This is a genomic window from Chitinophaga sp. ARDCPP14 (genome assembly GCF_051362515.1).
GTDB lineage: Bacteria > Bacteroidota > Bacteroidia > Chitinophagales > Chitinophagaceae > Chitinophaga.
The window spans coordinates 508,028-533,247 of record NZ_JBKIXB010000003.1; the positions used below are offsets into that span (position 1 = coordinate 508,028).

At 48.1% G+C, this 25,220-nt stretch carries 16 protein-coding genes; 7 read left to right on the plus strand and 9 right to left on the minus strand.

What is annotated here, in order from left to right; translation table 11 throughout:
- Positions 1-6: 6 nt before the first annotated feature.
- The 7 genes from ACLHR0_RS11190 (at position 7) to ACLHR0_RS11220 (ending at position 9,405) form a co-directional block, all read left to right on the plus strand.
- Complete coding sequence (locus tag ACLHR0_RS11190) at positions 7-3,174, plus strand: efflux RND transporter permease subunit (protein WP_436486569.1); 3,168 nt, start codon at positions 7-9, stop codon at positions 3,172-3,174.
- Positions 3,167-4,600 carry a TolC family protein gene (locus ACLHR0_RS11195; protein ID WP_436486570.1) on the plus strand — a complete coding sequence of 478 codons (1,434 nt, stop codon included), beginning with the start codon at positions 3,167-3,169 and terminating at the stop codon, positions 4,598-4,600. Before ACLHR0_RS11190 ends, ACLHR0_RS11195 begins: the two co-directional genes overlap by 8 nt.
- A gap of 451 nt (positions 4,601-5,051) precedes the next feature.
- A complete protein-coding gene (locus ACLHR0_RS11200; protein ID WP_436486572.1) occupies positions 5,052-6,173 on the plus strand; it encodes an acyltransferase family protein in 1,122 nt (373 codons plus the stop codon).
- A 16-nt stretch (positions 6,174-6,189) separates the two neighbouring features.
- Positions 6,190-6,774 (plus strand): Crp/Fnr family transcriptional regulator, encoded by a 585-nt coding sequence (locus ACLHR0_RS11205; RefSeq protein WP_436486574.1) that lies wholly within the window; start codon positions 6,190-6,192, stop codon positions 6,772-6,774.
- Between the two features lie 71 nt (positions 6,775-6,845).
- Complete coding sequence (locus tag ACLHR0_RS11210) at positions 6,846-7,400, plus strand: cysteine hydrolase family protein (protein WP_436486576.1); 555 nt, start codon at positions 6,846-6,848, stop codon at positions 7,398-7,400.
- A 102-nt stretch (positions 7,401-7,502) separates the two neighbouring features.
- The gene (locus tag ACLHR0_RS11215) at positions 7,503-8,405 is read left to right on the plus strand and encodes an NmrA family NAD(P)-binding protein (protein WP_436486578.1); all 903 of its coding nucleotides are present in this window, start codon (positions 7,503-7,505) and stop codon (positions 8,403-8,405) included.
- Positions 8,406-8,487: 82 nt separating this feature from the next.
- Positions 8,488-9,405, plus strand: a complete 918-nt coding sequence (locus ACLHR0_RS11220) for an AraC family transcriptional regulator (protein WP_429048438.1) — start codon at positions 8,488-8,490, stop codon at positions 9,403-9,405.
- Between the two features lie 18 nt (positions 9,406-9,423).
- Here the strand turns inward: ACLHR0_RS11220 and ACLHR0_RS11225 are convergent, their stop codons facing one another.
- From ACLHR0_RS11225 to ACLHR0_RS11265, 9 genes are all read right to left on the minus strand, one after another.
- Complete coding sequence (locus ACLHR0_RS11225) at positions 9,424-12,954, minus strand: hypothetical protein (RefSeq protein WP_436486580.1); 3,531 nt, start codon at positions 12,952-12,954, stop codon at positions 9,424-9,426.
- Between the two features lie 3 nt (positions 12,955-12,957).
- The gene (locus ACLHR0_RS11230; RefSeq protein ID WP_436486582.1) at positions 12,958-15,111 is read right to left on the minus strand and encodes a T9SS type A sorting domain-containing protein; all 2,154 of its coding nucleotides are present in this window, start codon (positions 15,109-15,111) and stop codon (positions 12,958-12,960) included.
- Positions 15,112-15,129: 18 nt separating this feature from the next.
- The gene (locus ACLHR0_RS11235) at positions 15,130-16,518 is read right to left on the minus strand and encodes a RagB/SusD family nutrient uptake outer membrane protein (RefSeq protein WP_436486584.1); all 1,389 of its coding nucleotides are present in this window, start codon (positions 16,516-16,518) and stop codon (positions 15,130-15,132) included.
- Positions 16,519-16,529: 11 nt separating this feature from the next.
- Positions 16,530-19,862, minus strand: a complete 3,333-nt coding sequence (locus ACLHR0_RS11240) for a SusC/RagA family TonB-linked outer membrane protein (RefSeq protein WP_436486586.1) — start codon at positions 19,860-19,862, stop codon at positions 16,530-16,532.
- 173 nt (positions 19,863-20,035) lie between these two features.
- Positions 20,036-21,229 carry a FecR family protein gene (locus ACLHR0_RS11245; protein ID WP_436486588.1) on the minus strand — a complete coding sequence of 398 codons (1,194 nt, stop codon included), beginning with the start codon at positions 21,227-21,229 and terminating at the stop codon, positions 20,036-20,038.
- A 76-nt stretch (positions 21,230-21,305) separates the two neighbouring features.
- Positions 21,306-21,899 (minus strand): RNA polymerase sigma factor, encoded by a 594-nt coding sequence (locus tag ACLHR0_RS11250; RefSeq protein WP_436486590.1) that lies wholly within the window; start codon positions 21,897-21,899, stop codon positions 21,306-21,308.
- Positions 21,900-22,022: 123 nt separating this feature from the next.
- Positions 22,023-22,943, minus strand: coding sequence for a helix-turn-helix domain-containing protein (locus ACLHR0_RS11255; RefSeq protein WP_436486592.1), 921 nt, complete (start codon positions 22,941-22,943; stop codon positions 22,023-22,025).
- A gap of 16 nt (positions 22,944-22,959) precedes the next feature.
- On the minus strand, positions 22,960-23,757 hold the full coding sequence (locus tag ACLHR0_RS11260) for an SDR family oxidoreductase (protein ID WP_436486594.1): 798 nt from the start codon (positions 23,755-23,757) through the stop codon (positions 22,960-22,962).
- Between the two features lie 107 nt (positions 23,758-23,864).
- Positions 23,865-25,172 (minus strand): spondin domain-containing protein, encoded by a 1,308-nt coding sequence (locus ACLHR0_RS11265; protein WP_436486596.1) that lies wholly within the window; start codon positions 25,170-25,172, stop codon positions 23,865-23,867.
- Between the last annotated feature and the right edge of the window lie 48 nt (positions 25,173-25,220).

Below are 25,220 nucleotides of genomic sequence, written 5' to 3' on the forward strand. Positions count from 1 at the left end.
AGATCAATGCTTAATAAGTTTATACAGCGACCGGTTCTGTCCATAGTAATATCGCTCATTATCGTTTTCCTCGGCGCTTTAGCCATATCTCAGCTACCGGTAACCCAGTTCCCTTCCATATCGCCGCCAAAGGTGAATGTAACCGCGGAATACCCGGGAGCGAACGGTGAATTGATGATCAAATCAGTGATCATTCCGCTGGAAAGGGCCATCAACGGCGTTCCGGGAATGAAATACATTGCCTCCGATGCGGGTAATGATGGAGAGGCTTCTATCCAGGTCGTATTCAACCTGGGTACCGATCCAAACCAGGCATCGTTGAATGTTCAAAACCGCGTGGCATCCGTAGTGAACAAACTGCCGCCACTGGTCGTACGTGAAGGTGTAAAGATCACCCGTGAGGAATCCAACATGCTCATGTACATCAACCTTTACAGTGATGATCCGCAAACGGACCAGAAATTCCTTTTCAATTTCGCTGATATCAACATCTTACCGGAATTAAAAAGAGTAGATGGCGTTGGCTTCGCTGACATTCTCGGTAACCGGGAATATGCCATGAGGATCTGGCTGAAACCAGACCGCATGCTGGCTTACAAAATTTCCGCCGACGAAGTAATGAAGGCACTGGGTGAACAAAGCCTGGAAGCATCTCCCGGTAAAACCGGCGAAAGCTCCGGGAAAAGATCCCAGACCTTTGAATATGTGCTGAAATACCCCGGAAGGTTTACGAATAAGGAAGGATATGAAAATGTGATCCTCCGGTCCAGCCCGAACGGCGAAATACTGCGGCTGAAAGATGTAGCCGACGTGGAATTTGGCAGCTCTATGTACGATATCTATTCCAACCTGAACGGCAAACCTTCGGCGGCCATTGTGCTCAAGCAATCGTACGGAAGTAATGCCAGCCAGGTGATCAAGGATGTAAAGGCCAAAATGGCGGAGATCAAAGCCAATTCGTTTCCCAAAGGAATGGATTATGAAATCAGCTATGATGTATCCAAATTCCTCGACGCCTCCATTGAAAAGGTAATCCATACTCTGCTGGAAGCCTTTGTGCTGGTAGGTTTGGTGGTATTCCTGTTTCTGGGTGACTGGCGCTCGACCCTCATTCCTGCTATGGCCGTACCGGTGTCGCTCATCGGAACATTTGTATTCATGCAGTTTTTGGGTATCACGCTCAACCTCATCACGCTGTTTGCGCTGGTGCTGGCCATCGGCGTGGTAGTAGATGATGCGATCGTGGTAATTGAAGCGGTGCATGCAAAAATGGAAGAAGAACACCTCTCACCGCTGAAGGCCACCAAAAAAGCCATGCATGAAATCGCCGGCGCTATCGTGGCTATCACGTTTCTGATGGCAGCAGTGTTTATCCCGGTTGCATTCATGTCGGGCCCGGTAGGTATCTTCTACCGGCAGTTTTCCATCACCATGGCCACCGCCATTATCCTGTCGGGGGTGGTAGCGCTTACGCTTACACCAGCGCTTTGCGCCATGATCCTGAAGAATACACATGGAGAAGCCAAAAAGAAAAATGCGCTCAGCAAATTCCTGGACGGCTTTAATAATTCATTCAACCGCACCTCCGGAAAGTATCAGAAAATACTGGGTGTCATCGTTAACAGGCGGGCGCTCACCTTTGGTATACTGGTGGCTTTCTGTGCCGGAATATGGGTCATGAATAAAACGGTCCCTTCGGGCTTTATTCCCAACGAAGATCAGGGAATGTTCTATGCCATCATACAAACGCCACCCGGATCATCCCTGGAAAGAACCAACCAGATTGCTGAAAAGCTGCAGAAAATTGCTGAAGGCGTGGAAGGCGTACAATCCGTTTCTTCCCTGGCGGGTTATGAAATTCTTACTGAAGGAACGGGTTCCAATTCGGGCACTTGCCTCATTAACCTGAAGAGCTGGGAAGACAGGAAACATTCTGTCCAGGAAATCATCAGTGAACTGGAAGAAAAATCCAAAGACATCACGGGCGCCACTATCGAATTTTTCCAGCCGCCTGCTGTGCCGGGCTACGGAGCCGCCGGTGGCTTCGAATTACGTTTGCTGGATAAAGCCGGATCAGGTGATTATAAGAAGATGGAAACAGTGAGCCGCGACTTTGTGAAAGAACTGGGCAAACGCCCGGAACTGTCGTCTGTATTCAGCTTCTACAGTGCCAGCTTCCCGCAGTATATGCTGAGAATTGATAATGATATCGCGCAGCAAAAAGGCGTCAGCATCGACAATGCCATGAATACGCTGTCCACCCTGGTGGGCAGTAACTACGAAATCAGCTTTATCAAATTCGATCGCCAGTATAAAGTGATCGTACAGGCATCGCCACAGTACAGGGCATTACCCGACGATATCCTGAAGCTTTACGTGAAGAACGACCGTGATGAGATGGTGCCGTTTTCGGATTTCATGAAAATGGAAAAGGTGTACGGCTTATCAGAGATCACCCGGCATAATATGTACAACGCCTCGGAAATCAGCGGCGCCGCCGCACCGGGGTACAGTAGCGGTGAGGCCATCAAGGTAATCAATGAAGTGGCGCAAAAGAGCCTCCCGAGAGGGTTTGGAATCGACTGGGCCGGTATTTCAAAAGACGAGGTGGCCCAGGGCAACCAGGCCATCTATATATTCCTGATCTGTCTTGGTTTCGTATACCTGATCCTGGCTGCACAATACGAGAGCTTTATCCTGCCGCTGGCAGTAATTCTCTCCTTACCTCCCGGTATCTTCGGCGCATTCTTTTTATTGAAATGCCTGGGACTGGAGAATAACATTTATGCGCAGGTAGCCATGGTGATGCTCATCGGTTTGCTGGGTAAAAATGCGGTGCTGATCGTGGAGTTTGCGGTGCAGAAACACCGCGCGGGGGAAACGGTGCTGAAAGCGGCCATGGAAGGATCAAAGGTAAGGTTCCGGCCTATCCTCATGACCTCCTTCGCGTTTATTGCAGGGCTGATCCCGCTGGTACTGGCCTCCGGCCCAGGCAGGGTTGGTAACCGTACCATTGGTACCGCCGCTGCCGGAGGTATGCTTTTCGGAACTATTTTCGGCGTGCTGATCATACCCGGACTGTACTACATCTTCGGCAGACTTGCAGAAGGACATGCACTTGTGAAAGACGAAGAAGAAAATCCTTTAACAGAAGAAATTGATAACAATGTATAAATTCAGGATACATAGCGGCGTTGGCCTGGTTGGTATCTGCCTGGCCATCGCCAGTTGCAGGGTGCCGGCCAGCCTGCCCTCGGCTGAGAACAGGTCCGTTCCCGGGTCTTATAACGGCAACGGGGATACGACAAATACGGCAGCTATTGAATGGAGAAACTTTTTCACCGATAAAAACCTCGCGGACCTGGTAGACACTGCGTTGAAAAACAACCAGGAGTTGATGGTCACCCTGCAGGAAGTGGAAATAGCGAGGAATGATATCCGGTTCAGACAGGGTGCGTTGCTGCCAACAGTGACCGCCAGAGCGGGTGTTGGCGTGGAAAAAGTAGGAAGATATACCAGCCAGGGCGCCGGTGACGCCTCTACGGAAATCACTCCCGGTAAAGAAATGCCCGATCCGTTAACGGATTTGTCTATCGGCGCTTATGCCAACTGGGAAGTGGATATCTGGAAGAAGTTACATAACGCCAAAAAGGCCGCGGTAACCAGGTATTTATCTACCGTGGAGGGCAAAAACTTTGTACTGACAAACCTCGTTGCGGAAGTAGCTAATTCTTACTATGAACTCCTGGCTCTCGACAACCAGCTCCTGATTGTTAAACAAAACATTGAGCTGCAAAAAAATGCCCTTGAGATTGTAAAAGTGCAGAAAGAAGCCACCAGGGTAACGGAGCTGGCCGTGCAGAAATTTCAGGCCGAAGTACTGAAGTCGCAAAGCCTGGAATTCGACATTCTTCAAAATATAAAAGAAACAGAAAACAAGATCAACTTCCTGCTGGGACGCTATCCGCAGGAGATTACCCGGGACAAGGGTAACTTCCTGAGCGCGGTGCCTCCGGCGGTAAGTTCCGGTATTCCTTCACAATTATTGGCTAACCGGCCGGACATTAAGAAAGCAGAATTGGAATTGGCTGCTGCGAAACTGGATGTAAAAATTGCGCGGGCAGAATTCTATCCTTCCCTGGGCATTTCTGCAGGAGCAGGATTCCAGGCATTTAAGCCGTCTTACCTGTTCAAGATGCCGGAGTCTTTATTGTACTCTCTTGCAGGAGACCTGGCAGGGCCGCTTATCAACCGGAATGCCATTAAAGCCGAATTCAGTAACGCCAATGCACGGCAATTGCAGGCCATATATAATTATGAGCGCACCATTTTAAATGCATACTTCGAAGTTTCCAATCAGCTTTCCAGCATCAGTAACCTGGAAAAGAGCTATGATCTGAAATCGAAACAGGTGGATGCCCTCACCCGTTCCATCGATATTTCCAACGACCTGTTCAAGTCGGCCAGGGCCGATTATCTGGAAGTGCTGATGACACAACGGGATGCCTTGGAATCCAAACTCGACCTGATTGAAACAAAAAAACAACAGCTCAATGCTGTGATTAATGTTTATAGGGATCTTGGAGGTGGCTGGAAATAAAATAGTATTCTGCATAAAAAAGCCGGCTGTAATAGCCGGCTTTTTTATGTTATAAAGAATTTTTCATGCCATTTCTGTTGATAGTTTACCTGGGCAACATAACATCCAATGATGCCAGCCGCTTCAAGTCATAATTAAACGGTTCCGGAGCCGTATAACTCCAATAAATACTCTGTTGTGAAGGCCCTGCGGGAGCAAGAAAGAACTGTATCCCGTTGCTATCTGCATCTACCATAATATGCGTAACATTATCAAGATTAACAAACTGATAGGTCTGTTCCTGGGCACATTTAAAAAGGAAAGCCATATTGATATTTTTGATACAAAATACAAAAAAGTTGCAAATAATATCCCTTCATAATACCTTCTTCACCAAAACTAACTGTATTTTATCAAAAGCTTTTCTTTGATGGTATGGTAAGCTATTTTAATCATACTATATTCAATCGTTATGGACAGCAGCCTGCTAAAATCAAAGCAACATTTTGAGGTACTGGATGGTTTGAGAGGACTGGCGGCTCTTTCCATTGTGGTATTCCACCTGTATGAATTCATGGTTCCCGATTATACCAAAAGTCCGATTGGCCATGGTTACCTGGCGGTGGATTTTTTCTTTTGCTTATCAGGTTTTGTGATCGGTTATGCCTACGATGAACGGGCGCCGCAACTCGGCCTGCGGACTTTTTTCCGTAACCGCCTGATACGCCTGCATCCTATGGTGATATGGGGCAGCGTAATTGGTTTGCTTGGCTTTATCTTCGATCCCTATATCGGTGCGGCTTCCGTTGCAGAAGCGGGCATAGGCAAAATAGTCCTTGCTTTCGTATGTTCGTTGCTGATGTTACCTTTTCCCTGGTTCCCGGGAAGAGGCAATGGGTTATTTCCATACAATACCCCGGCGTGGTCGCTGTTGATGGAGTATATCATCAACATCGTTTACGGGCTGGTATTGTTACGCGTTGCTAAGCGCTGGCTGCTGGTTTTACTGGGCTTGTCAGCCATATGGATTGCGGCTGTAGCCAGGTACCGGGGCTGGATCATTACCGGTTGGGATGCACCTACTTTTGCGGATGGTTTTGCGCGGGTATCCTTCTCTTTCCTGGCCGGGCTTTCGGTATATCGTTTTAACCTGATCATCAGGAACCAGCTGAACTTCCTGCTGTTGGGCGGTTTGCTGATTGGCATATTTATGTCGCCTCACCGTACCAACGACTGGATTACGGAGATGATACTGGTGATGTTTGCCTTCCCGTTACTTTTATCGCTGGGCGCCGGCGCCGCGGCACATGGCTGGATACGCAGTTTCTGCACCTTTACCGGCCGCTTGTCTTATCCTTTGTACATGACGCATATATGGGCGGTATGGATCTTTGGCAACTATCTTAATGCAAAGAAGCCTGGTCAGGGAGAAATGTACCTGGCTGCCACTGCCGTATTTGCGGGATCTGTTTTACTCGCGTACCTGGTGCTGCGGTTTTACGATGAGCCGGTAAGGAATTGGCTGAAGAAAGGCAATAAAAATAGAAAAGAGAAACGTTTACCCGTTGAAAGTTTGGCAGCTTCAAAAAGCTGATGCACAACAGATATTTATGACCGACTTTGAACTGCTTAGAAAGAATGTCGAACAGTACATCCAGATTACAGACGCGGAATTTGATCAGTTTACTGTTAATTTTCATCACAGGAAGATAAAGAAAAAAGCATTTCTTCTGCGGGAAAACGACACCTGCAAATATGAGGCTTTTGTAACCAAAGGCTGTTTCCGTATTTATTATTCTGACGAAAAAGGCGATGCCCAGATCCTGTACTTCGCGGTAGAAGGCTGGTGGGCAACAGATATAGACAGTTTTATTAACCAGAAGCCCTCTATCCTGAATATTGAGGCATTGGAAGACAGTGAAGTACTCCTCATCAATAAGCCGGATAAAGACTTCCTGTACGAAACGCTCCCCAAAGTAGAAAAGATGTTCCGGATCATGAACCAGAAATCACTGGTTACCTTTCAACGCAGGGTCATTTCTTCATTAGGCAAAACTGCCGATAAGCGTTACCTGGAATTTATAGAAAAATACCCGGACCTCGAACAACGCCTCAATCAGCAACAGCTGGCCGCCTATCTCGGTATATCACACGAATTTTTAAGTAAAATCAGGAAGAAGCTGTCCGGCAAATAGTGCATTTTTTGAACTAGTTCAAATTCCAGGAAATAGAAGCCCGCTACTTTTATGGCCTAAAAAACAAGGATATGAAAAAAGCACTATTGATTATTGATGTACAGAATGATTATTTTGATGGCGGAAAACATGCCTTGGTAAATGCTGCGGAAGCTGGCAAACAGGCACAGCTGGTATTACAAACTGCAAGAAAACAGCATATGCCGGTTGTTCATATACAACACTTGGCCACTAACGAAGGCGCAGTTTTTTTCCTTCCCAACACCAACGGCGCTGACATACATCACTGTGTAAGTCCCACCCCGGATGAAAAAGTAATCATCAAAAACTATCCGAATAGCTTCCGGGAAACAGCACTGCTGGCATATCTGCAGCAAAACGGTATGACCAGTCTCGTTATTTGTGGCATGATGACGGATGTGTGCGTGGATGCCACTGTACGGGCTGCAATGGACCTCGGTTTCACCTGTATTGTTATCGGTGATGCCTGTGCTACCCGGAACCGTGAGCTGTATGGTAAAACAATAAAGGCCGAAGCAATAAACAGTGCTTACCTCGCCGGAATGACCGCCCTTAATGGCCTCTATGCAAATGTAATTACAGCGGCGGAGTTCATGGAGCTGTAGTACATCTCCCTGATTCCATCCTTTTGACTACAACAATGAGTACTTTGGCTACATCTGTTTTGTGATTGCTGCGGACCTTTGCATCAACAACAAAACAATTATATGAACATCGTACTTACAGGTTCGTTAGGGAACATTGGAAAACCGCTCGCACAGGATTTAGTGCAAAAAGGACATATGGTTACTGTTATCAGCAGCAACGCCGAAAGACAAAAAGACATTGAGGCATTAGGTGCAAAAGCGGCTATCGGCAGCATAAAAGACGCTGATTTTCTGTCAGTCGCTTTCAAAGGAGCAGATATCGTGTATGTTATGGAAACACTCGACGCTGCCGGCGGCTTCTTTGATCAGGACGTTGACTTCATCGCTACCATTAACCAGATTGGCCATAATTACAAACAAGCTATCCTGCAATCGGGCGTAAAGCGTGTGGTGCATCTCAGCAGTGTTGGCGCGCATATGGACAAAGACAACGGCATACTTATCTTTCATCACAATGTAGAAAACATATTAAAGCAACTGCCGGATGATGTTTCTATTAAATTTATGCGCCCTGTTGGCTTTTACACCAATATGTTTTCGTTTGTACGCACCATAAAAACACAAGGCGCTATCATACAAAATTACGGAGGCGCCAACAAAGAACCCTGGGTTTCACCTTTAGACATCGCAGATGTTATTGCTGAAGAAATGGAGCAACCTTTTGAAGGGAGGCAAATCCGTTATATCGCAAGCGACGAATTTTCGCCGGATGAAGCTGCTTATTTTCTTGGTCAGGCAATCGGGAAGCCTGATCTGAAATGGCTGGTCATCCCTGATGAACAGTTGCTGGGCGGTTGGCTGTCGGCAGGGATGAACCCGCAAATTGCGAAAGGATTTGTAGAAATGCAGGCCGGTATGGGTAGAGGTATGCTGTATGAAGACTATTACCGGAATAAACCAGTACTGGGAAAAGTTAAACTTACTGATTTTGTAAAGGAGTTTGCGGCGGTTTATAATCAATAGCAAAATGACTATCTTTAATTATTAAAAAATAAAACCATTAAGGAATTAAGGAAATCCTGGTTCCTTAATGGTTTAATATATTATGGCAGGTACAAAAACATACCGGATTAAAACAATCAGCGAATTTCATCAACTCCGGAATTTGCCAAAACCTGAGCACCCGCTAATCAGTGTGATAGATTATGCTACGATGCCGCATCCAGAAAACAGCGGGATAAACTGGATTTGCGACTTCTACTCTATCTCTGTAAAACGGGGCTTGAGCGGCAAGGTGGTGTATGGACAACAGGAATATGATTTCGATGAAGGTGTCATGTTTTTTATTTCACCCAACCAGGTTTTCAGGCTTGAAGTTAATCCGAACCTAACGGCAAAACGCTCAGGTTGGATGCTGCTGATCCACCCCGATTTCTTATGGAATACTCCTTTGGCCAAAACCATTAAGCAATATGAATATTTTGATTATTCTGTAAACGAAGCGTTGCTGCTTTCCGAAAAAGAAGAAATAGTTATCAATAACATCTTTCAAAACATTCAGCAGGAATATCATTCCAATATTGATAATTTCAGCCAGCAAATCATTATCCCGCAAATAGAAACGTTATTCAACTACGCTGAAAGGTTCTATCATCGCCAGTTCATTACAAGAAAAATTACCAATCACAAAATTCTAAACCGTTTGGAAGAATTGCTGACAGATTATTTCAGCAGTGATAACCTGATGGAAAAAGGGTTACCTACTGTTCAATATATAGCCGGTACATTAAACGTGTCACCTAAATATTTAAGCAGTTTATTAAAGGTACTGACAGGGCAAACGGCACAACAACACATTCATGAAAAGCTGATTGAAAAAGCCAAAGAGAAATTATCCACTACCGATTTATCAGTAAGCGAGATTGCTTATGAATTAGGCTTTGAACATTCGCAATCATTCAGCAAATTGTTTAAAAGCAAAACCAATCTTTCACCTTTGGAGTTCAGGCAGTCATTCGGCTGATGGAATTCCCCGTTGCTATCACTCCGCGCGGAACTTTACTTCATTGGCCCAATGTGCTTTCCAATCGGGATGAAACGCCCTCGCATTCAGTTTTGATACGCTCCTCTCCTTTGCCAGCTCCATGCAGCTGCCGGGCGCGCCGTTATCGTTTACCCTGAATGATAGCTTAATTGCCTGTCTTTTGTCAATGGCCGCCTTTACTTCCGGCAACTCCGACCATGGAATAGCACACTCTGTGATCAGCGTATTGCCCTCTCTGCGCACCGCTAGCTTCCCATTTCTTACCGGTCCTTCCCCTTCCGACCGTGGCTGTCGCGGAAAAAAGTGTTTACGGTTCAAGCCCGGCGCCAGCAACCGCCATATTTCAGTGCCACCGCCATATTCCGGCGACACCTGGTTGAGCGCATATTCGTAATCAGTACATTTATACCCGGTGTAACGCGGCATGGTACCCGGCGGATAAGCCAGCATCCCGTCTTTTCCTTCAGGCAGTACATTAAATGCCAGCAACACATTATCGTAAGCATATCCCAGGCCGGAATTATCCGGTGTTACCGGGTTTTTACGGTAGGTATAATGCCGCACTCCCGAAGGCCAAATCAGTGGAAACTTCACTTCTTTATTCACCAGCGATAACACAACACCAGCCGGCAATTGCGGCGGCACACCTACTATATAATACCCTGCCTTGCCATATACGTTTCTCCAGTTGCCACGGGTATCGAAATCTTCTTTTACAAAAAAACCGGCAGCAGCAGTAGGTGCATCGAATAACAACGCTGCCAGTTTGGGTGTATACCACCAGCCTTTGCTATGCAATACAATTCTCACTTTCCCGGAAAGCTGCAATACCTCCCAGGCGCCATTCCAGAGGTTGTTGATGTTGCGTTGCAACAAACGGCCGCCGTTACTGTATACTTCCAGTACCACGCCCGGCACACGCAATGCAGGCAGGTACAATGCCACCTGCGTGAGTGAATCCAATTGCAGGTCTACACCGAATGAATTGGTATTATCGCTGCTTTCCAGGTAATGCAGGATACGGCCATTGCCGGCGGGGAGCTGCAATGCCGCCTCTTCTTCTGCAGGCGCACTGCCTTCTTTGCTGATCAGCGCCTCCTGCATATCCATGGCATAGGCGGTATCGGGATAAAAGAACTCATCGTCCGGGCGCTGCTCAAAACGGTAAGTGCCCGGATGCGGCGTGCTGTCCGCTGTTTTGGCGGCAAAATAAAAGTATTGATCGTCGTATGCAAAATAGCCGTTGGCATAGCCATTGGCACGGGTGTCAAAATTTTTGAAAGGATACCAGGCAGCTTCTGTTAAACTAACCTCTGCAACGCCCTGGCTGCTTACCGTTTGAGGCAATGCCGTTTTCCAGTCGTCCAGCTGGCCATCAACGTGTATACTTAACCGTGAAATCAGGTTCACATGCATATCTTCATCATGCACTGCCATGCCATCTGCACCGGCATCAAAATGAACCGACAGCGGATAGGTATTGTTCACGGAAGTCTTTCCCCCTTTGATCTTTACAGGAACTGTAATGGTTTCATGCGGCGCCAGCTTCACCGTAGCAGGAGCTTCAATATCCAGATCCCCCAAAGTTATTTGCAAACGCCCCTGCACCGGACGGTTCAGCATATTGGTCACCTGGAGCGGCATAAGTGGTGATTGTTCAATACGTGCAGTCATATCTTCTGCGATGATTTCCACCGGCTCATACCCTTCTATACGCGCGGTTTTCAGCGCCGCCAGCATAGCGGCAAACGAACCTTTGGATCCGTTTGTCCGGAGATAGTATCCCTGGCTGTTCAGCGGAATTTCAAGTTTACCACCTACCGGTAAGATAGGGTTACCATAAAAATCGAATAACTGAAAGGCAGCAGGCAGGATCATCTTCCCCCCCGTTAAAGGTTCATAGGTAACCGGCTTCCCGGATGCCCGTAACTTTTCAGTGGCAGCGGTTTGCGCCAGTCCCCGCACTTCCCGGAAGAGCACCCGTTCCGGACCAAACGCCTCGCCTATATCGCCACATATCACTACGGTGCCATCGTCGGGATTTTTTTTAAGCCCGTCAAACACCATCACCCAGGGTAATCCTTTGGTAAACAACAGCTGTTTAAAATCCCGTTCTCCCACCAGGTGCTGCACGGCGCCCAGCGCCGCGGCCTGCGACCAGGTATCGGGAATACGCGTAATTTCTTTCACACCGTCAGGCGTATTAATTTTACGGGTGAAATGTTCACTGCCCCGGCCACCGGTATACATATATCCTGCGTAAATACCCATAGAACGGTCGTAGCCAGCAGAACGGCTGGTAGCTACGGTGAGGCCTATACGATCATCGGTATTGCCCACCCAGCTTTCGGTATCCCAGATCTTCACACGACCGTGCGGCGATTTACGGTTCACCCATTCCGGATAAATAGCGGGCGACTCCAGGCCCTGGTAGTGGATCGAGCAGAAATCGAAGATAGGCAGGAACGTCATTTTACCATCTGCAAAAAGTTTATCCCAGGCATTGGAATTGGAATCGCCACCGCCTACCAGCACGTCTGCTCCTTTTTTACGGCCATCCAGTACGGCCTGGGCCATTACCGTATATATTTCCCGGTAACGCGGAATATCCGATTGCCAGCCGGAAATAGACAAGCCTTCCCAGGGTTCGTTCCACAGGGATACAGCTGTTACCGGTCCTTTAGGCCAGCCATATTGCACGCAAAGCCGGTGTACAAATTCCTGGAAATCCTTATCGGACGAAGGCATCCACACCATGTCCTGTTTTGTTTTTTTCATCACAGCAGCAGTGTCAAGAAATGAACGGGGTCTGCCCAGTGGCTGGTCTGCCGATCCCGCTCCAAACATCAGCAACACGGTGATATTCTTCTCCCTGTACTCTTTTAATTTGCGGTCAATCGCTTCCATTTTTGCCGTATAGTCTTTGGCGGTAGTGGGCGTATAGTCCACCCCCATGCGAATGGCCTGCACGCCTACCCGCTGCAGGAAATCAGCGCCCATATCATCAAGCGATTGCTTTGGATACTGTATCCGCTGCGGATTTGCGGCAAAGGTGCGTACCAGGCTGGTAATAAACCTGCGGCCATATTTGCCGAGATCCATCACCAGCGCATAACCACCAAAACGCGGAGGAATTACCGGAAGATGCTCAATGTTGACATATCCCTTCGGGGAAATATTTACCTTCACCGGCGTAACGCTGACAGTGGCAAATTTCACCATCTCCGGCTGCCACACGTCACCCGGACGGCCTTTGGTGCCATAGCTGATCAGTTCTATCTTCCCCTCAGTAGTTATGGGTTCATCGAGCTGGTTTACCACCTGTATCGTATAGGCAGGCTGTTCTCCGGGCCACAACACATTGGTGGTGTTGGAAGCCTTCACCAGCATTACATCATAGCTATAATGGCGTTGGTTATTTCGTACGCCCATTACCGTTTCATAATTCACCCATTCTTCCGGCGCTTTCATCTGGGCCATGCCACTCACCGCGCTGAGTATCAGCACCGGCATCCATATATATTTCATCTGTTATTGCTTTATAAATTTACGCTGACCGATCATCTGACCAGTACCGGCGTCTGAAATCACCAGTATGTAGGCACTCTGCGGTAAACTGCTTACATCTATCTTCCACGGTCCGCTACTTTTTCCTGGTATTGTTTTCACCATTTTTCCGGAGAGATCGTAAATACTGACCATACATGTTTTGGGCTTTGTTAGCCGGATGTCTACATTCAAAACATTCACTACCGGGTTAGGATATACGTTTAATCCCGAAGACAGTGTTACCAGTTTACCGGTGGCCAGGGAGCTGCTGCTATCCATGGTTGCCGGCGGCGTCCAGAGATATAACACTACCTTGTTGGCGTTGTAATCATCTTTGGTGATCATGTACTCGCCGGTAGACCGGTGATAGGCTTTGATGCCATATTGTGAATCCACATCGTTGCCTACATATACGTTGGGGTTGCTGCTGTTCATGGTAAGCGCCAATGCGCCGGTGGTAAGATCAAAAACATCGATATCGGGAATTGCATAGTAGCCGACAAAAAGATAATTTCCTGCGGCCGACATCGACTTAGCCTGCGCGCGGCTCAGCGTAATAACGGTGTCGGGCGTACGATTTCCGGCTACCCATCCGTGATATACTTCTATGCGGTTGCCGATCAGCGTCCAGTCGGTGCTGCCGCCGGCCAGCACCATCACATCACTGGCAGGGATGTATTGCAGCTGGTTTAACCGGGCGATGGTAGCGGGTGTAGGTGTGGATATCACCGGTCCCCAGATAGGCTTGCCGTTGCTGGCAAAACCCGTTAACGGGTAATGCTGGATCGCATTTGTTTTATCCTGGGAGATCCAGATATCACCTAAAGAATCAAGACAAAATCCATTCCTCACCTTGGAGATGGTATCGCCGGGTATAGCGATGTATCCATCTGTAGCAGGATTGAAATAGTATGTGTAAAACACGTCTGCGTTCTGGTTGTTGGCCACCAGGATCCGGTGGCCGCCTACATTGGCCAGGTGGCCAAAATGTTCGCCCCTGCCACGGTCGCTCATCTGTATCCGCGCATCCCAGGGATAGCGGTACGGATCCACGGTATTAGCCACATACGCACCGCCATCTGTACCGGTATAGGAGTAAATGATATTGCCGCTGTAAAGCAATTCGCCGTCAGTGCCGGCATCAGCGGCGGCACAGCCTTCAAAGTTCAGCGCCTGTAAAGTCCATAACAGTGAATCCGCCGTGCTGTAGCAATGAATATCAGTAGCCCCGTTCCTGCCCAGGTCCCATGTACCTCCCCAGGGATTGTTGAGCACATACAACTTACCGGAAGCATCGCGGCCGATGCCTACTATCCGCGTAAAACGCTTGTCGCCCGCAGCTCCGCGGATACTGCCCGTTTCATTGAGGTAACCGCCTAACGCACCAAAAGTTCCACTCAGTACGGGCGTTCCCGTTAGGTTAGTATAAATTTTGATATTCATATCCGGTCCCTGATCGCCTACCAGTAATTGTCCCCTGGCACTATCCGCATATAGAGCAGACGGACGCGCAGTGACGCCAACATTCAACACCGTGCCTGCCACACCGGTGGAGTCGAAACGGCGTATGGTACCGCCACCCAGCTGCACCACCCAAACAGCGCCGGCACTGTCGACCGCAATAGGCCCCGGCGAGGTAACGGCCCATTGTCTTATTAAAACGCCACCGGTGGTAAATACCGCCACGCGGTTGCCGCTGGAATCGCTGACATATACACGTCCACCGGAAACGGCTATACCGCGAACGGCATCACCGGTACCTGTGCTGGCAGTAAACAACAGGTCGCGCAGCTTAGTGCTGCGATTGTAACGTCCTATTTTACCGCTGTTGGGCGCCTGTTGTGCGGTAAAGATATAAGTGGCATTACCACCAATAGCGCTGCCCTGTGATTCTTTAGTGCCGCCCATACCGCCAATGGTAGCCCCATTCTGATAGATGCCGATATTGCGTCCCTTTTCATCCCATAATGAGGCAGTATACACCACTCCTTCCGGCGACACCCACATGGAACGGGCGCAATTGCCTACATAAGTGGTTACATTGGAAAAAGTATTGCCTACCCAGGTGGTGGTATACTGTGCATAGCAGAAGGCAGCTGTTAACAACAGCCATAACGTGGAAATAATTCTTTTCATCTTTATAAATTTAAGATGTTAGTAGCCATGATTCTGTACCAGCCGCGGGTTACGGCCTATCTCCCTCAGCGGAACAGGCCACAATGCCTGATCTGCGTTAATGCCCAATACTGCTTCTGCCCTGCCCGTACGCACCAAATCGTAAAACCGGTGACCTTCAAAAGCGAGTTCTTTGAACCGCTCGTTTTCTATCGCGAGAGCAAGATTAGTCTCCCCGCCATAGGGAAAGTCATGTGCACCCGGTGCGGTTAATGGCTCTGCAAAAGCCCTGCGGCGGATGATGTTCAGCGCCTCTGTTGCTTCGGCCGTTTTGCCCAGGTTGTTCAGCGCTTCTGCCCTGACCAGGATGATATCGGCCAGTCGCAACGCAATAATATCCGGCTCTGTACCACTGGTTAAACGGGTATATTTATTTACATACGGCACCGCAGGGCTGGAAGTAGTCAGGCCCAACGCCGCATTCTTCCGGATATCGCCGGTTTCATAAGTGCCAATGATCTTTGCCGTAGGAGTTATCTGGTAACTACCGGGCTGTATGCCCGCAGGAATGCCATTCACCGGCACATATAAACTGAATAAGCCGTTGGCCTGTGAAGAAGAACTTACAAACTGTATTTCGAATATCGCTTCTGTACTGTTTTTGCCGCCGGTGGAGAACATGTTGCTGTAGGCCGCAGCGCCGCTTACCAGCGTATATACCGGGCTATTCATTACTTCGAGCGCTTTGGCAGCCGCGGAGTCGTAATTTTTCACGCTCAGGTATGCCTTTGCCAGCAAGGCTTTGGCGGCACCCTGACTGGCCCGTCCCCTGGTAGATGCGGCCGCGGCAAACGTAGCAGGCAAAGCAGCTTCAGCTGCTTTCAAATCTGAAATGATCAGCTGAAAAACACTGTCGACAGGCGACCGTGCAATAGTAAAATCCGCATTAAAAGAAGTATAGGGCTCCAGTACCATTGGCACAGCGCCATAAGCTTTTACCAGGTTGAAATAAAAATATGCCCGCAGAAAATGTGCTTCCCCCAATAACTGTTCCTTCCGCCCGCCTGTAAACAGGCTGTCTTTCATGGCAGGCACATGTTTCAGCAAATCATTGGCGCGACCAATACCGGTGTAATTATTCTGCCAGTAGCTTGCCACAATGGCGTTATCTACCGGGATACCGTGATTGGTGAACGGACTGTAATTGATCAGTAAAGCGGTGGTGGCGTCGGAGGCGGCATCGAAAGCCACCGGGAACTGCATCGACATACTTTGTATGGCCGGGTAAATGCCTACCGCCGCGCTTTCCGCATCGCTGGCAGTTTGCCAGAAGTTTTCATCTGCAATGGTATACTCCGGCACCTGGTCCAGTACTTTGGTACAGGAAGCAAATGCGAAGAGAAGATATATAAGTCGTAATTTTTTCATAGCGGCTGCTTTTAAAAGTTCACATTTAATCCGAGCAGGAAGGTGCGCGGCTGCGGTTGTACGGCCCAGTCGATACCAAGCTGCGAGTTCTTCACCGACTGGTTCTGCGATTCAGGATCCAGGCCGGAATAGCTGGTGATCAGGAAGAGGTTTTGCGCACTGGCATACACCCGGGCGCTGCTGATCCTTATCTTTTTGAGCAGCTCTGTCCGGAAAGTATATCCCAGCGTAATATTTTTCATCCTGATAAATGATCCGTCTTCCACGAAGCGCTGCGATACTTCCCCGTTGGTTAAACTATTGGGCGTGGCAGGGTCGTTGAACACGGCCTTCGGCACATCGGTATTGGGGTTTTCCGGCGTCCAGCGGTTCAGCGTTCGTACGTCGCCGTTATTGTAGCCGCTCATGCGTTCCAGCATGTTGCGCGTTTGGTTGTATACCTTATTGCCGTACGACCAGTACAGGAAGAAGCTCAGGTCAATTCCCTTGTAACCAAAAGTATTGGTAAGGCCACCGGTATAATCCGGTAATGCGTTGCCGAGGATCACCCGGTCGGCTGCCGTTATCCTTCCGTCGGCATTAATATCATCATAGATCATGTTCCCGGTTTTAGGATCTACTCCTTTGCTGCGATAGCCAAAGAAGGAACCAACGGGCTGGCCTACACGAAAAATACTGGTGGGCAAACTGGTACCGAACGATCCGGGCAGGCTTTCTGTAAAGTCGGAGCTGGAAGGGTCACCAGCTACTGTTTCAGGCAGACTGGTAATTTTATTCCTGTTGAAATACAAGTTAAAGTTAGTGCTCCAGGTAAATTTGCCACGGATATTGTCTGTATTAATGCCTATCTCCAATCCTTTATTTACCATTTGCCCGATATTAGCGCCATTGGTGCGGTTAAACCCGGAGGTATAGGGAAGATCCAGTTTAAAGATCAAACGGTTGGTGAGTTTGCGGTAGGCATCTACCGTAACACTGATCCTGCTGTCCCAGAAACTCAGGTCCAGCCCGAGGTTGGTGGCGGTAGTCGCCTCCCAGCTAAGATCCACATTTGACAAAGAGGTAGCGGCAATGCCGGCTTCCGAACCATAATTATAGCCGGTGGAATAAGTGGCGAGTGCGGGAAAGTCACTTCCAAGTCCTTCATTGTTACCCGTAACGCCAATGCTGGCACGCAGTTTCAGCTCATTAATAAAACGCTGCTGTTTCATAAAGGCTTCATTGGTTACCCGCCAGCCGGCAGCCACAGAGGGAAAGAATCCATATTTTTTATTTTCACCGAAGCGTGAGGAACCATCCGTGCGCAGTACTCCTTCCAGCAGATACCGGTCGTCGTAATTATAACTGAGGCGGCCGAAATAAGATACCAGTCCCCATTGCGAGCGGTAATCCAGCGGCGCAGAAAGGGACGTAAAACCGGTAACTGCCTCGATGATATCGGTTGAATTGGTATTGCCGGAAACACTGATCCTTCTCACATTGGCTTCCTGCGCGCTTTGACCGAGGAGGGCTGTTAATTTGTGTTTGCCTTTTAACACCGGCGTGTAGGATAATGTATTTTCATTGACCCATAAGAACTGTGTGAATACAGACACAAAGCCACTCGCGGCAGAACCGTTGTTCACCAGTTTCGACTGGTACCGGTCGTCGGTTACCTGCTGGTTATCGAAGCCAAAACTGGTTTTAAATTTCAGTCCCGGGAGGATGGTGTACTCGCCATATACATTACCGATATAGCTGTTCACGATCGACTGGAACCGGAGGTTATTAGCGATCATCACGGGATTGGTCCAGCGGCGGTTCCTATCGGCATAGTAAGTGCCATTAGGATTGTAGATGGGATCGTTGGGATTTTCTATCAATGCCAGCGCCAGTACTGATTGTCCGGAGAAGCTGTTGTCCATGCGGTTGTTGGTAGATCTTACCCCTGTTAAATTTACACCGATCTTTAACTTGTCGGTAGCGGCAAAATCAAAGTTCACGCGGCCGTTGAAACGTTTATAGTGTTGCAGACCTACAATAGTGCCTGTTTGATCCAGGTAACCGAGGGATACATAGTGTGATGTTTTTCCTGTGCCCCCGGAGATAGATAAATTATAGTTAGATACCGGCGCCGATCTGAAAATAGCATCCTGCCAGTCGGTGTTACGGTCGGTGTTCACTACCGCAGAATCTACCGGTAATCCTGCATTAACACGCGATTCCCGGAACAGTTCTACAAACTGTTCGCCGTTCAGCAGCGGCAAACGTTTGGGGATGTCTGCAACACCGGTATACATGTTGAAATTAAAACGCGACTTACCTTCCGCGCCTCTTTTGGTGGTGATGAGGATAACGCCGTTGGCGCCCCTGGAGCCATAGATAGCTGTGGCGGCGGCATCCTTCAGTATTTCCACCGACTGTATATCGTTGGGGTTAATGTTGTTGGTAGTTGCGATCCTTTGTCCATCACCGGAAACGCCGTATTGGGCGGCAGGAAGATTGCTCATGGGCACACCATCTATTACATATAGCGGGCGGTTTTCACCAAACAAAGAACCGTTACCACGGATACGGATATACGTTTCATCGCCGGGAGCGCCGGAATTCTGCACTACCTGTATGCCTGCTGCCTTTCCCTGCAAAGCGGCGTCCAGGCTGGTTACTGCAACGCCGGTAAGCTCACTGCCTTTGATGGAACTCACGGAAGAAGTCAGGTTCTTTTTTTGCTGGGTGCCATAGCCAATTACCACCAGGTCGTTCAGCGAAGCGCTTTGCAGCTTCAGCACAATGTTGATGAGCGACTGCCCCTTAACGTTTACCTCTTTGGATTCAAACCCTACATACGAACAAACCAGGATGCTGTTATCATCTGGCACGGCAAGGGTGAAGCTACCATGGCTGTCGGTAGTAATACCCAGCGACGTGCCTTTTACCCGGATGCTCACGCCTGGCAGCGGTGATCCTTTCTCGTCTGATATGTTCCCGGATACCGTGATCCGGTCCAGCTCCTTTCCGGCAGGAAGTGAGGTTGTTTTTTTAGTGATCACTACTATCTTATCCGTTATTTCATATTGGAGGGAAAGCTTACCCAGGAAGGATTTCAACACCTGTTCCAGGGGCTGGTCCCTGCATTCGAGCGATACGTTGTTAAGTGCTGCCGGCTGATCGCGCCAGATAAAAGAATAGCCTGTTTGTTGCTTTAACAGCACCAGCACTTTTTCCAGTGGCACATTTTTTACGGAAATTGTTACCTGTTGTGCAGCAGCGTTCAAATGCAGCAGCAGGATGGTCATAAAGATCCATAGCGGTTTGGCGGGCCATTTCTTTACGGCCGGGAGAGTGCCTGTGGCAAGGAATATCATATTTTTCAGTCGTGGATTTTAAACATTAGCAATCATAAACGTGGAAATTTAGTCAGGTACGCACATAGCTTACCACGCCGGGGGCCCCCGGCAATTGGTTTTCAGCAGATGTGCTTACTACGGATGATCCGTGCAGCAATCAGGTCATGACATATCTGTTTTAAAAGAGTGATTTAATTGGCCTCCTGGTAAGGCATCACGGTAATAGTTCTTCCCTGTGTCTTAAAACGTACGATTTTGGTTAGTTCAAGTGCTTTTAGTAACTGTGATATCTTTGCTGTCCGGGAAACGATGCCGGAGAGCTCAATGCCGGACATATCCCCTTCATACTTTATCTCTATATCATACCATCGCGCTATCTGCCGCATGATGGTGCTGATGTCTGTATTCCTGAAATAAAACTCCCCGTTTTTCCAACCGAGTATTTCTTCCATGTCTGGTTTGTTCACGCTCAGCTCACCGGAAGCGTGGTGCAGTACCGCCTGTTCACCGGGATGTAATATTCTGTCCGCGTTTATTTTTACTGCTCCCTGTACCAGCGTGGTTTTCACGGCAGCTTCATCGGCATAGGCCATTACGTTAAACGACGTTCCCAATACCTGCACGTCCATGCCTTTGGCGGTTACGATAAATGGTTTCCTGTCATCCTTTGCGATGTCGAAGTATGCTTCTCCAGAAACTTCCACCATTCTTTTATCCTCCGGGAAAGCGGTGGGATAACGGATAGAAGAAGCCGCATTGAGCCAGACATGTGAGCCGTCGGGTAAAATAAGCTGGTACAGGCAGCCGGTGGGTGTTTGCATGATATTGTATACCAGGCCGGTGTTCTTCTGTGAAAATTGTTTATAGGCCAACTGCCCGTTGGCCAGCTTAATTACCTGTGCGGAGCCCTGTTGGGCGATGGCGCCGTTAGCGGCGCTGTCGAGCGCTATGCGGGTGCCATCTCCCAGGATCAGCATAGGCCGCGCTGTTCCCCGCGGCGATTGCGACGCCTGCGCTATAGTACCAGTCCCTGTTTTTTTACGGTTATTCCACTCCCAGCTTACAGCCAGCAGCAATAAAAAGATAGCTGCTGCGGCGGCATATTTAAACCAGGGGCGTGCAACAATGGATGGTTTTGTACGATGTAAAACCGGTATGGCTTCACTTTGCCGCGCTTTCATCATCACTTCCAGCGCCATTTCTCCGGCGTCAAAATCTGCGCTTTCAGCATAAGCAGGATCATTAAAAGCCTCCTGCAACAATTGGGAGAGCAACGCCTTATTTTCCGGCTGCAGGGCCATGCTTCTGAACAACCGGATCTCTCCGGCGTTCAGCGTTCCGCTCATGTATCTTTTAAACAGACCTTCAAAAGTAATTTCAGACATATGCTGATACAGATTTAATATCTCCCGTTATAAGGACGGAAAACAAAGAAGGGGTAAGACAGTAAAACTGAAAAATTCATGAAAAATGATTGGAAGCCAGGAACAACAAGGCGAAAACACTTTCGGAATGCCGGCTTAAATACTCCCGGATGCTGCGCAGCGCCCGTACAATATAGGTTTGGGAGCTTACCACAGAAATATTCAGTTTCCGGGAGATCTGCACATGACTTAGCCCGTTAAAACGATGCAACACAAACACGGTCTTTACTTTCTCCGGGAGATGTTCGATGGCCTGCAGCAGGATCTTTTCCAGCTCCTTGTATTCCATACCGGACTGGGCATCGCTGAATGGAGCTTCGGAAAGATGATCGGCCAGGAATTCAATATTATCAGTATGCAGCACCTTTTTCTCCAGGTGGTCCATGATAAGATTGCGGGCACATACATATATAAACGTACCCACTTTTTCCACGCCGGGAAGCTTTGCCCGGTTGTTCCATAATTTGAGAAAGATATCCTGTGAGAGGTCTTTCGCCTGTTCGGGAGAACGTGTCAGGCGTAACGCCGTGCCATATACCTGTGGCCAGTATTGTTTAACGAGAACCTGGAAGCTCCGCTCATCTCCTTTTGCAACGGAGAGCAACAATTCCTGTTCATTAGCGTGGATCACGGATGGTATCAGTGTTAATTATAACGGGTAGTGATGCATGAAAATAATACAACCTGTTCTAATTTACAAAACAATACTTCCGGCTTTTGAAAAGTGGCGGCTTTAGGGTAAGCGATCGCTGTTTTAATTATCCTGAAATGACTGCTTAAACGCTACCGGGGTTAAATTCGTTTTCCGCTTGAATAGTTTATTAAAAGACTGAGGATACTCAAATCCCAGCTGGTAAGCAATTTCAGCCACCGACAGCTGGGTAGACATCAGGTATTCCTTTGCTTTTTCAATCAGTTTTTCGTGGATATGCTGCTGGGCATTTTGCCCGGTGAGCGAACGTAGCATATCACTCAGGTATCGTGGTGAAACGTTTAGCCGCTCTGCTAAAAATTCAACCGAGGGAAGACCTTTCTGCAATCCTTCTTCTTTATCAAAATAACTATTGAGCAGCTCTTCTATGCCGGTAAGCAGATCGTGATTCACAGATTTGCGGGTAATAAACTGGCGTTTATAGAAACGATTGCTATAGTTAAGCAATACCTCAATGTAGGACACGATGAGGTCCTGGCTAAAGGCATCAATAGCATTATTAAGTTCTTCTTTTATACTCTCGACAACAGTAAAAATCTGCTGTTTTTCTTTGTCGGATAAATGCAGGGCCTCATTGGTATCATAAGAAAAGAATCCGTACTGTTTAATTTTTTGCCCAATGGGATAGTTCCTGATAAAGTCGGGATGAAAAAGCAATGAAAACCCTTCATATACCGCTTCATTCGGAACGGTGATCAGTTGATTGGGAGCGGTAAACACCATTCCGCCTTCATCGAAATCATAATATCCCTGCCCATATCCCATTTTGCCTTTCTGATTGAGTTTATATGATATCTTGTAAAAATTCAGCAACAAAGCTTCCGGAAGCTGACTGGTATCAACTTTGATACTGGTGTTGTCGAAAAAACCAATCAAAGGATGCACGGGTTTTGGTACCCCCAATAATCTGTTAAGTTCAGAAATGGAATCTATTTTTGCAGGGATATTATTTGACTTCTTCATTTACCAAATTTAAGACTTAATTTCCTAACACACTTTTACCAAGCTCGATGCGGGCCGCTTCCTTACCAATTTCCAGGCGTCTGTTATATAACGCATTTGCATACTCACCACCCACATAGGTAATTTTGTTTTGCCCGTCGGTAGCCGCTTCATATACTAATCCCGCTATTTCGTCTGCTGTTGAAAAAGCTTCAGGATCGAATAACGCAAACACTTTCTGCATCATGTCCTCGTAAGCCGGGTGACTGCCCATTTCCAGCGACCTGCCTGCAAAATCGGTAACAATACCACCCGGTGCAACGGTTTTGATGCCGATATTATGCAGGCTCAGTTCATAAGATAAAGATTCACTCCAGCCTTCCAGTGCCCATTTGGTGGCATGATAGGTGGAACCCAGCGGGAAGCCCACCAAGCCTCCGATGGAAGTGATCGTAATAAATAAGCCTTGTTTCTTTTCCCTGAAAAAAGGAATAAATGCTTTTGTAACTCTTATAACGCCGAGTAAATTGGTGTTCAGCTGTTTTACAATCTGCTCATCGCTCAATGCGTCCAACGCGCCCATCAGTCCATATCCCGCGTTATTGAGTACCACATCCACATCGTATTTTGCGGTAACGTTTTTTACGCAATCGTTGATTTGTTCCGGATTGGTAACGTCGAGCGGCAGCAGGATCACATTTTCTAATTGTGAAAGCTCCGTTTCGTTTTCCGGCTTACGCATGGTGGCGATCACCTGCCATCCCTTGCTTTGAAATAACCTGGCAGTTGCTTTGCCCAGACCTGTTGATGCTCCTGTAATGAAGATCGTTTTCATTTGTCGATGTATTTAATTTTACATCTCAAAGGTCTGATACTATGGAAAGCTATATGTTGCCAAATTGAGTTTTGATGTAGCCGAAATGACGGGCGCCGTTATGCCTACTATTTAAAAGTAACCTTTATCATTTCCGGGATGCCTGGCAAGGTGGTAAATGAATTGGGATTGGGCACCACCGCAATCGGCTTGCTTTCCGTGAGCGGCGTTCCTGCTAAATTGAACTGTGTAACACCTGCTCCCGGGAACTGATCAACCGCAGTTCCATTGTTATATAAGGCAATACCGGTGGAAGCATCGCCTTTTTTAAAGGGATCAATGCCATCTGCACCGGTGGCGAAGAACCAGTCGTTAGAGAACCCATACATGGTAGCTATCGCCACTCTGTCGCCTTTTGTAACGGTAATTTCCCGGGAAACATTTCCCCCGGCCTGCTCCCCTATCTTTGGAAGTAATACCGTGGTGTTGGGCGCAGGAAGCACATACACCGATTTAATGCCACTTTTTGTTTTTAATGAAGCGGCGAGTATATTCGCATTCCCTTGCTGGGCCAGTTCTTTCAATCCTTCGTTCCGGTCATTCTCTCCCACTTTAAACAACGGATCTTCTATTCCGTTATACACCACTACCAGCACCGGAGACAACGGTGTAAATATACCGGTGATGCTGCTTATATACGTTTTCAGCGGCATGTTATTTCCCGCTTCTGCGATGGAGGTTAAACCATTGGCAGAGGACATTCCTTTAACATACAGCGGGGACGGATTGAGTAAATTGCCGCCTGCGATATAGGATATGGCCCATACACCAGGACTTAAAGGCGTTTCGTTAGCCGTTCCTGCCGAAGTATTCCGGAGGGTCAGGGTAAACTGTGAGTTCCCGTTGTATTTCAGGGTTGCTTTTACCAGTTTGGAAGCAGGGAGATAGGTATTTCCCTGGGCATCGGTACCACTGACTTCCGAGATGTTTTTATTTTCAACAGTTCCCGGATGGACTACACCAGCACCTGGCGCCTGGTTTACACGGGTGCCATTATCCCATAGCTTTACCTGTGAAGAAACGTCGCCTTCAATAGGTTTTCCGTCCTGGTCATATACCAGTATCCCTGGATTTTCCGGTGCAAAAAACAAATCGTTGGATGCGCCATACATCGTTGCAAAGGTGATGGCCTCACCTTTGGCGGCAGAAAATGTGATGGCAGCGGATTGGCTCGGTAAAATCAGCGCCGGTGTTCCGGTTCCCTGGAAGGCGCCCGATTCTACCAGGGGCCGGGAATCTAAAACGTTTTCAATGGTGATGGTTGTTTTATCACTCGCACCATCCGGACCATCTGAATGATCTTTCTTACAGGCAGGCAATGCCAGGGGTATCAGCGCAGCAGCCACCCAGGGGGCAATTCTTTTTATGTGTTTCATGTTGTATGGTCTTTCCTGCTTTGTCGGAAAGCCGGTTTATTCCTTACA

Coding starts and splice junctions, on each gene's coding strand:
- ACLHR0_RS11190 (WP_436486569.1), top strand. CDS start 7: ATGCTTAATAAGTTTATACAGCGACCGGTTCTGTCCATAGTAATATCG.
- ACLHR0_RS11195 (WP_436486570.1), top strand. CDS start 3,167: ATGTATAAATTCAGGATACATAGCGGCGTTGGCCTGGTTGGTATCTGC.
- ACLHR0_RS11200 (WP_436486572.1), top strand. CDS start 5,052: ATGGACAGCAGCCTGCTAAAATCAAAGCAACATTTTGAGGTACTGGAT.
- ACLHR0_RS11205 (WP_436486574.1), top strand. CDS start 6,190: ATGACCGACTTTGAACTGCTTAGAAAGAATGTCGAACAGTACATCCAG.
- ACLHR0_RS11210 (WP_436486576.1), top strand. CDS start 6,846: ATGAAAAAAGCACTATTGATTATTGATGTACAGAATGATTATTTTGAT.
- ACLHR0_RS11215 (WP_436486578.1), top strand. CDS start 7,503: ATGAACATCGTACTTACAGGTTCGTTAGGGAACATTGGAAAACCGCTC.
- ACLHR0_RS11220 (WP_429048438.1), top strand. CDS start 8,488: ATGGCAGGTACAAAAACATACCGGATTAAAACAATCAGCGAATTTCAT.
- ACLHR0_RS11225 (WP_436486580.1), bottom strand. CDS start 12,954: ATGAAATATATATGGATGCCGGTGCTGATACTCAGCGCGGTGAGTGGC.
- ACLHR0_RS11230 (WP_436486582.1), bottom strand. CDS start 15,111: ATGAAAAGAATTATTTCCACGTTATGGCTGTTGTTAACAGCTGCCTTC.
- ACLHR0_RS11235 (WP_436486584.1), bottom strand. CDS start 16,518: ATGAAAAAATTACGACTTATATATCTTCTCTTCGCATTTGCTTCCTGT.
- ACLHR0_RS11240 (WP_436486586.1), bottom strand. CDS start 19,862: ATGATATTCCTTGCCACAGGCACTCTCCCGGCCGTAAAGAAATGGCCC.
- ACLHR0_RS11245 (WP_436486588.1), bottom strand. CDS start 21,229: ATGTCTGAAATTACTTTTGAAGGTCTGTTTAAAAGATACATGAGCGGA.
- ACLHR0_RS11255 (WP_436486592.1), bottom strand. CDS start 22,943: ATGAAGAAGTCAAATAATATCCCTGCAAAAATAGATTCCATTTCTGAA.
- ACLHR0_RS11260 (WP_436486594.1), bottom strand. CDS start 23,757: ATGAAAACGATCTTCATTACAGGAGCATCAACAGGTCTGGGCAAAGCA.
- ACLHR0_RS11265 (WP_436486596.1), bottom strand. CDS start 25,172: ATGAAACACATAAAAAGAATTGCCCCCTGGGTGGCTGCTGCGCTGATA.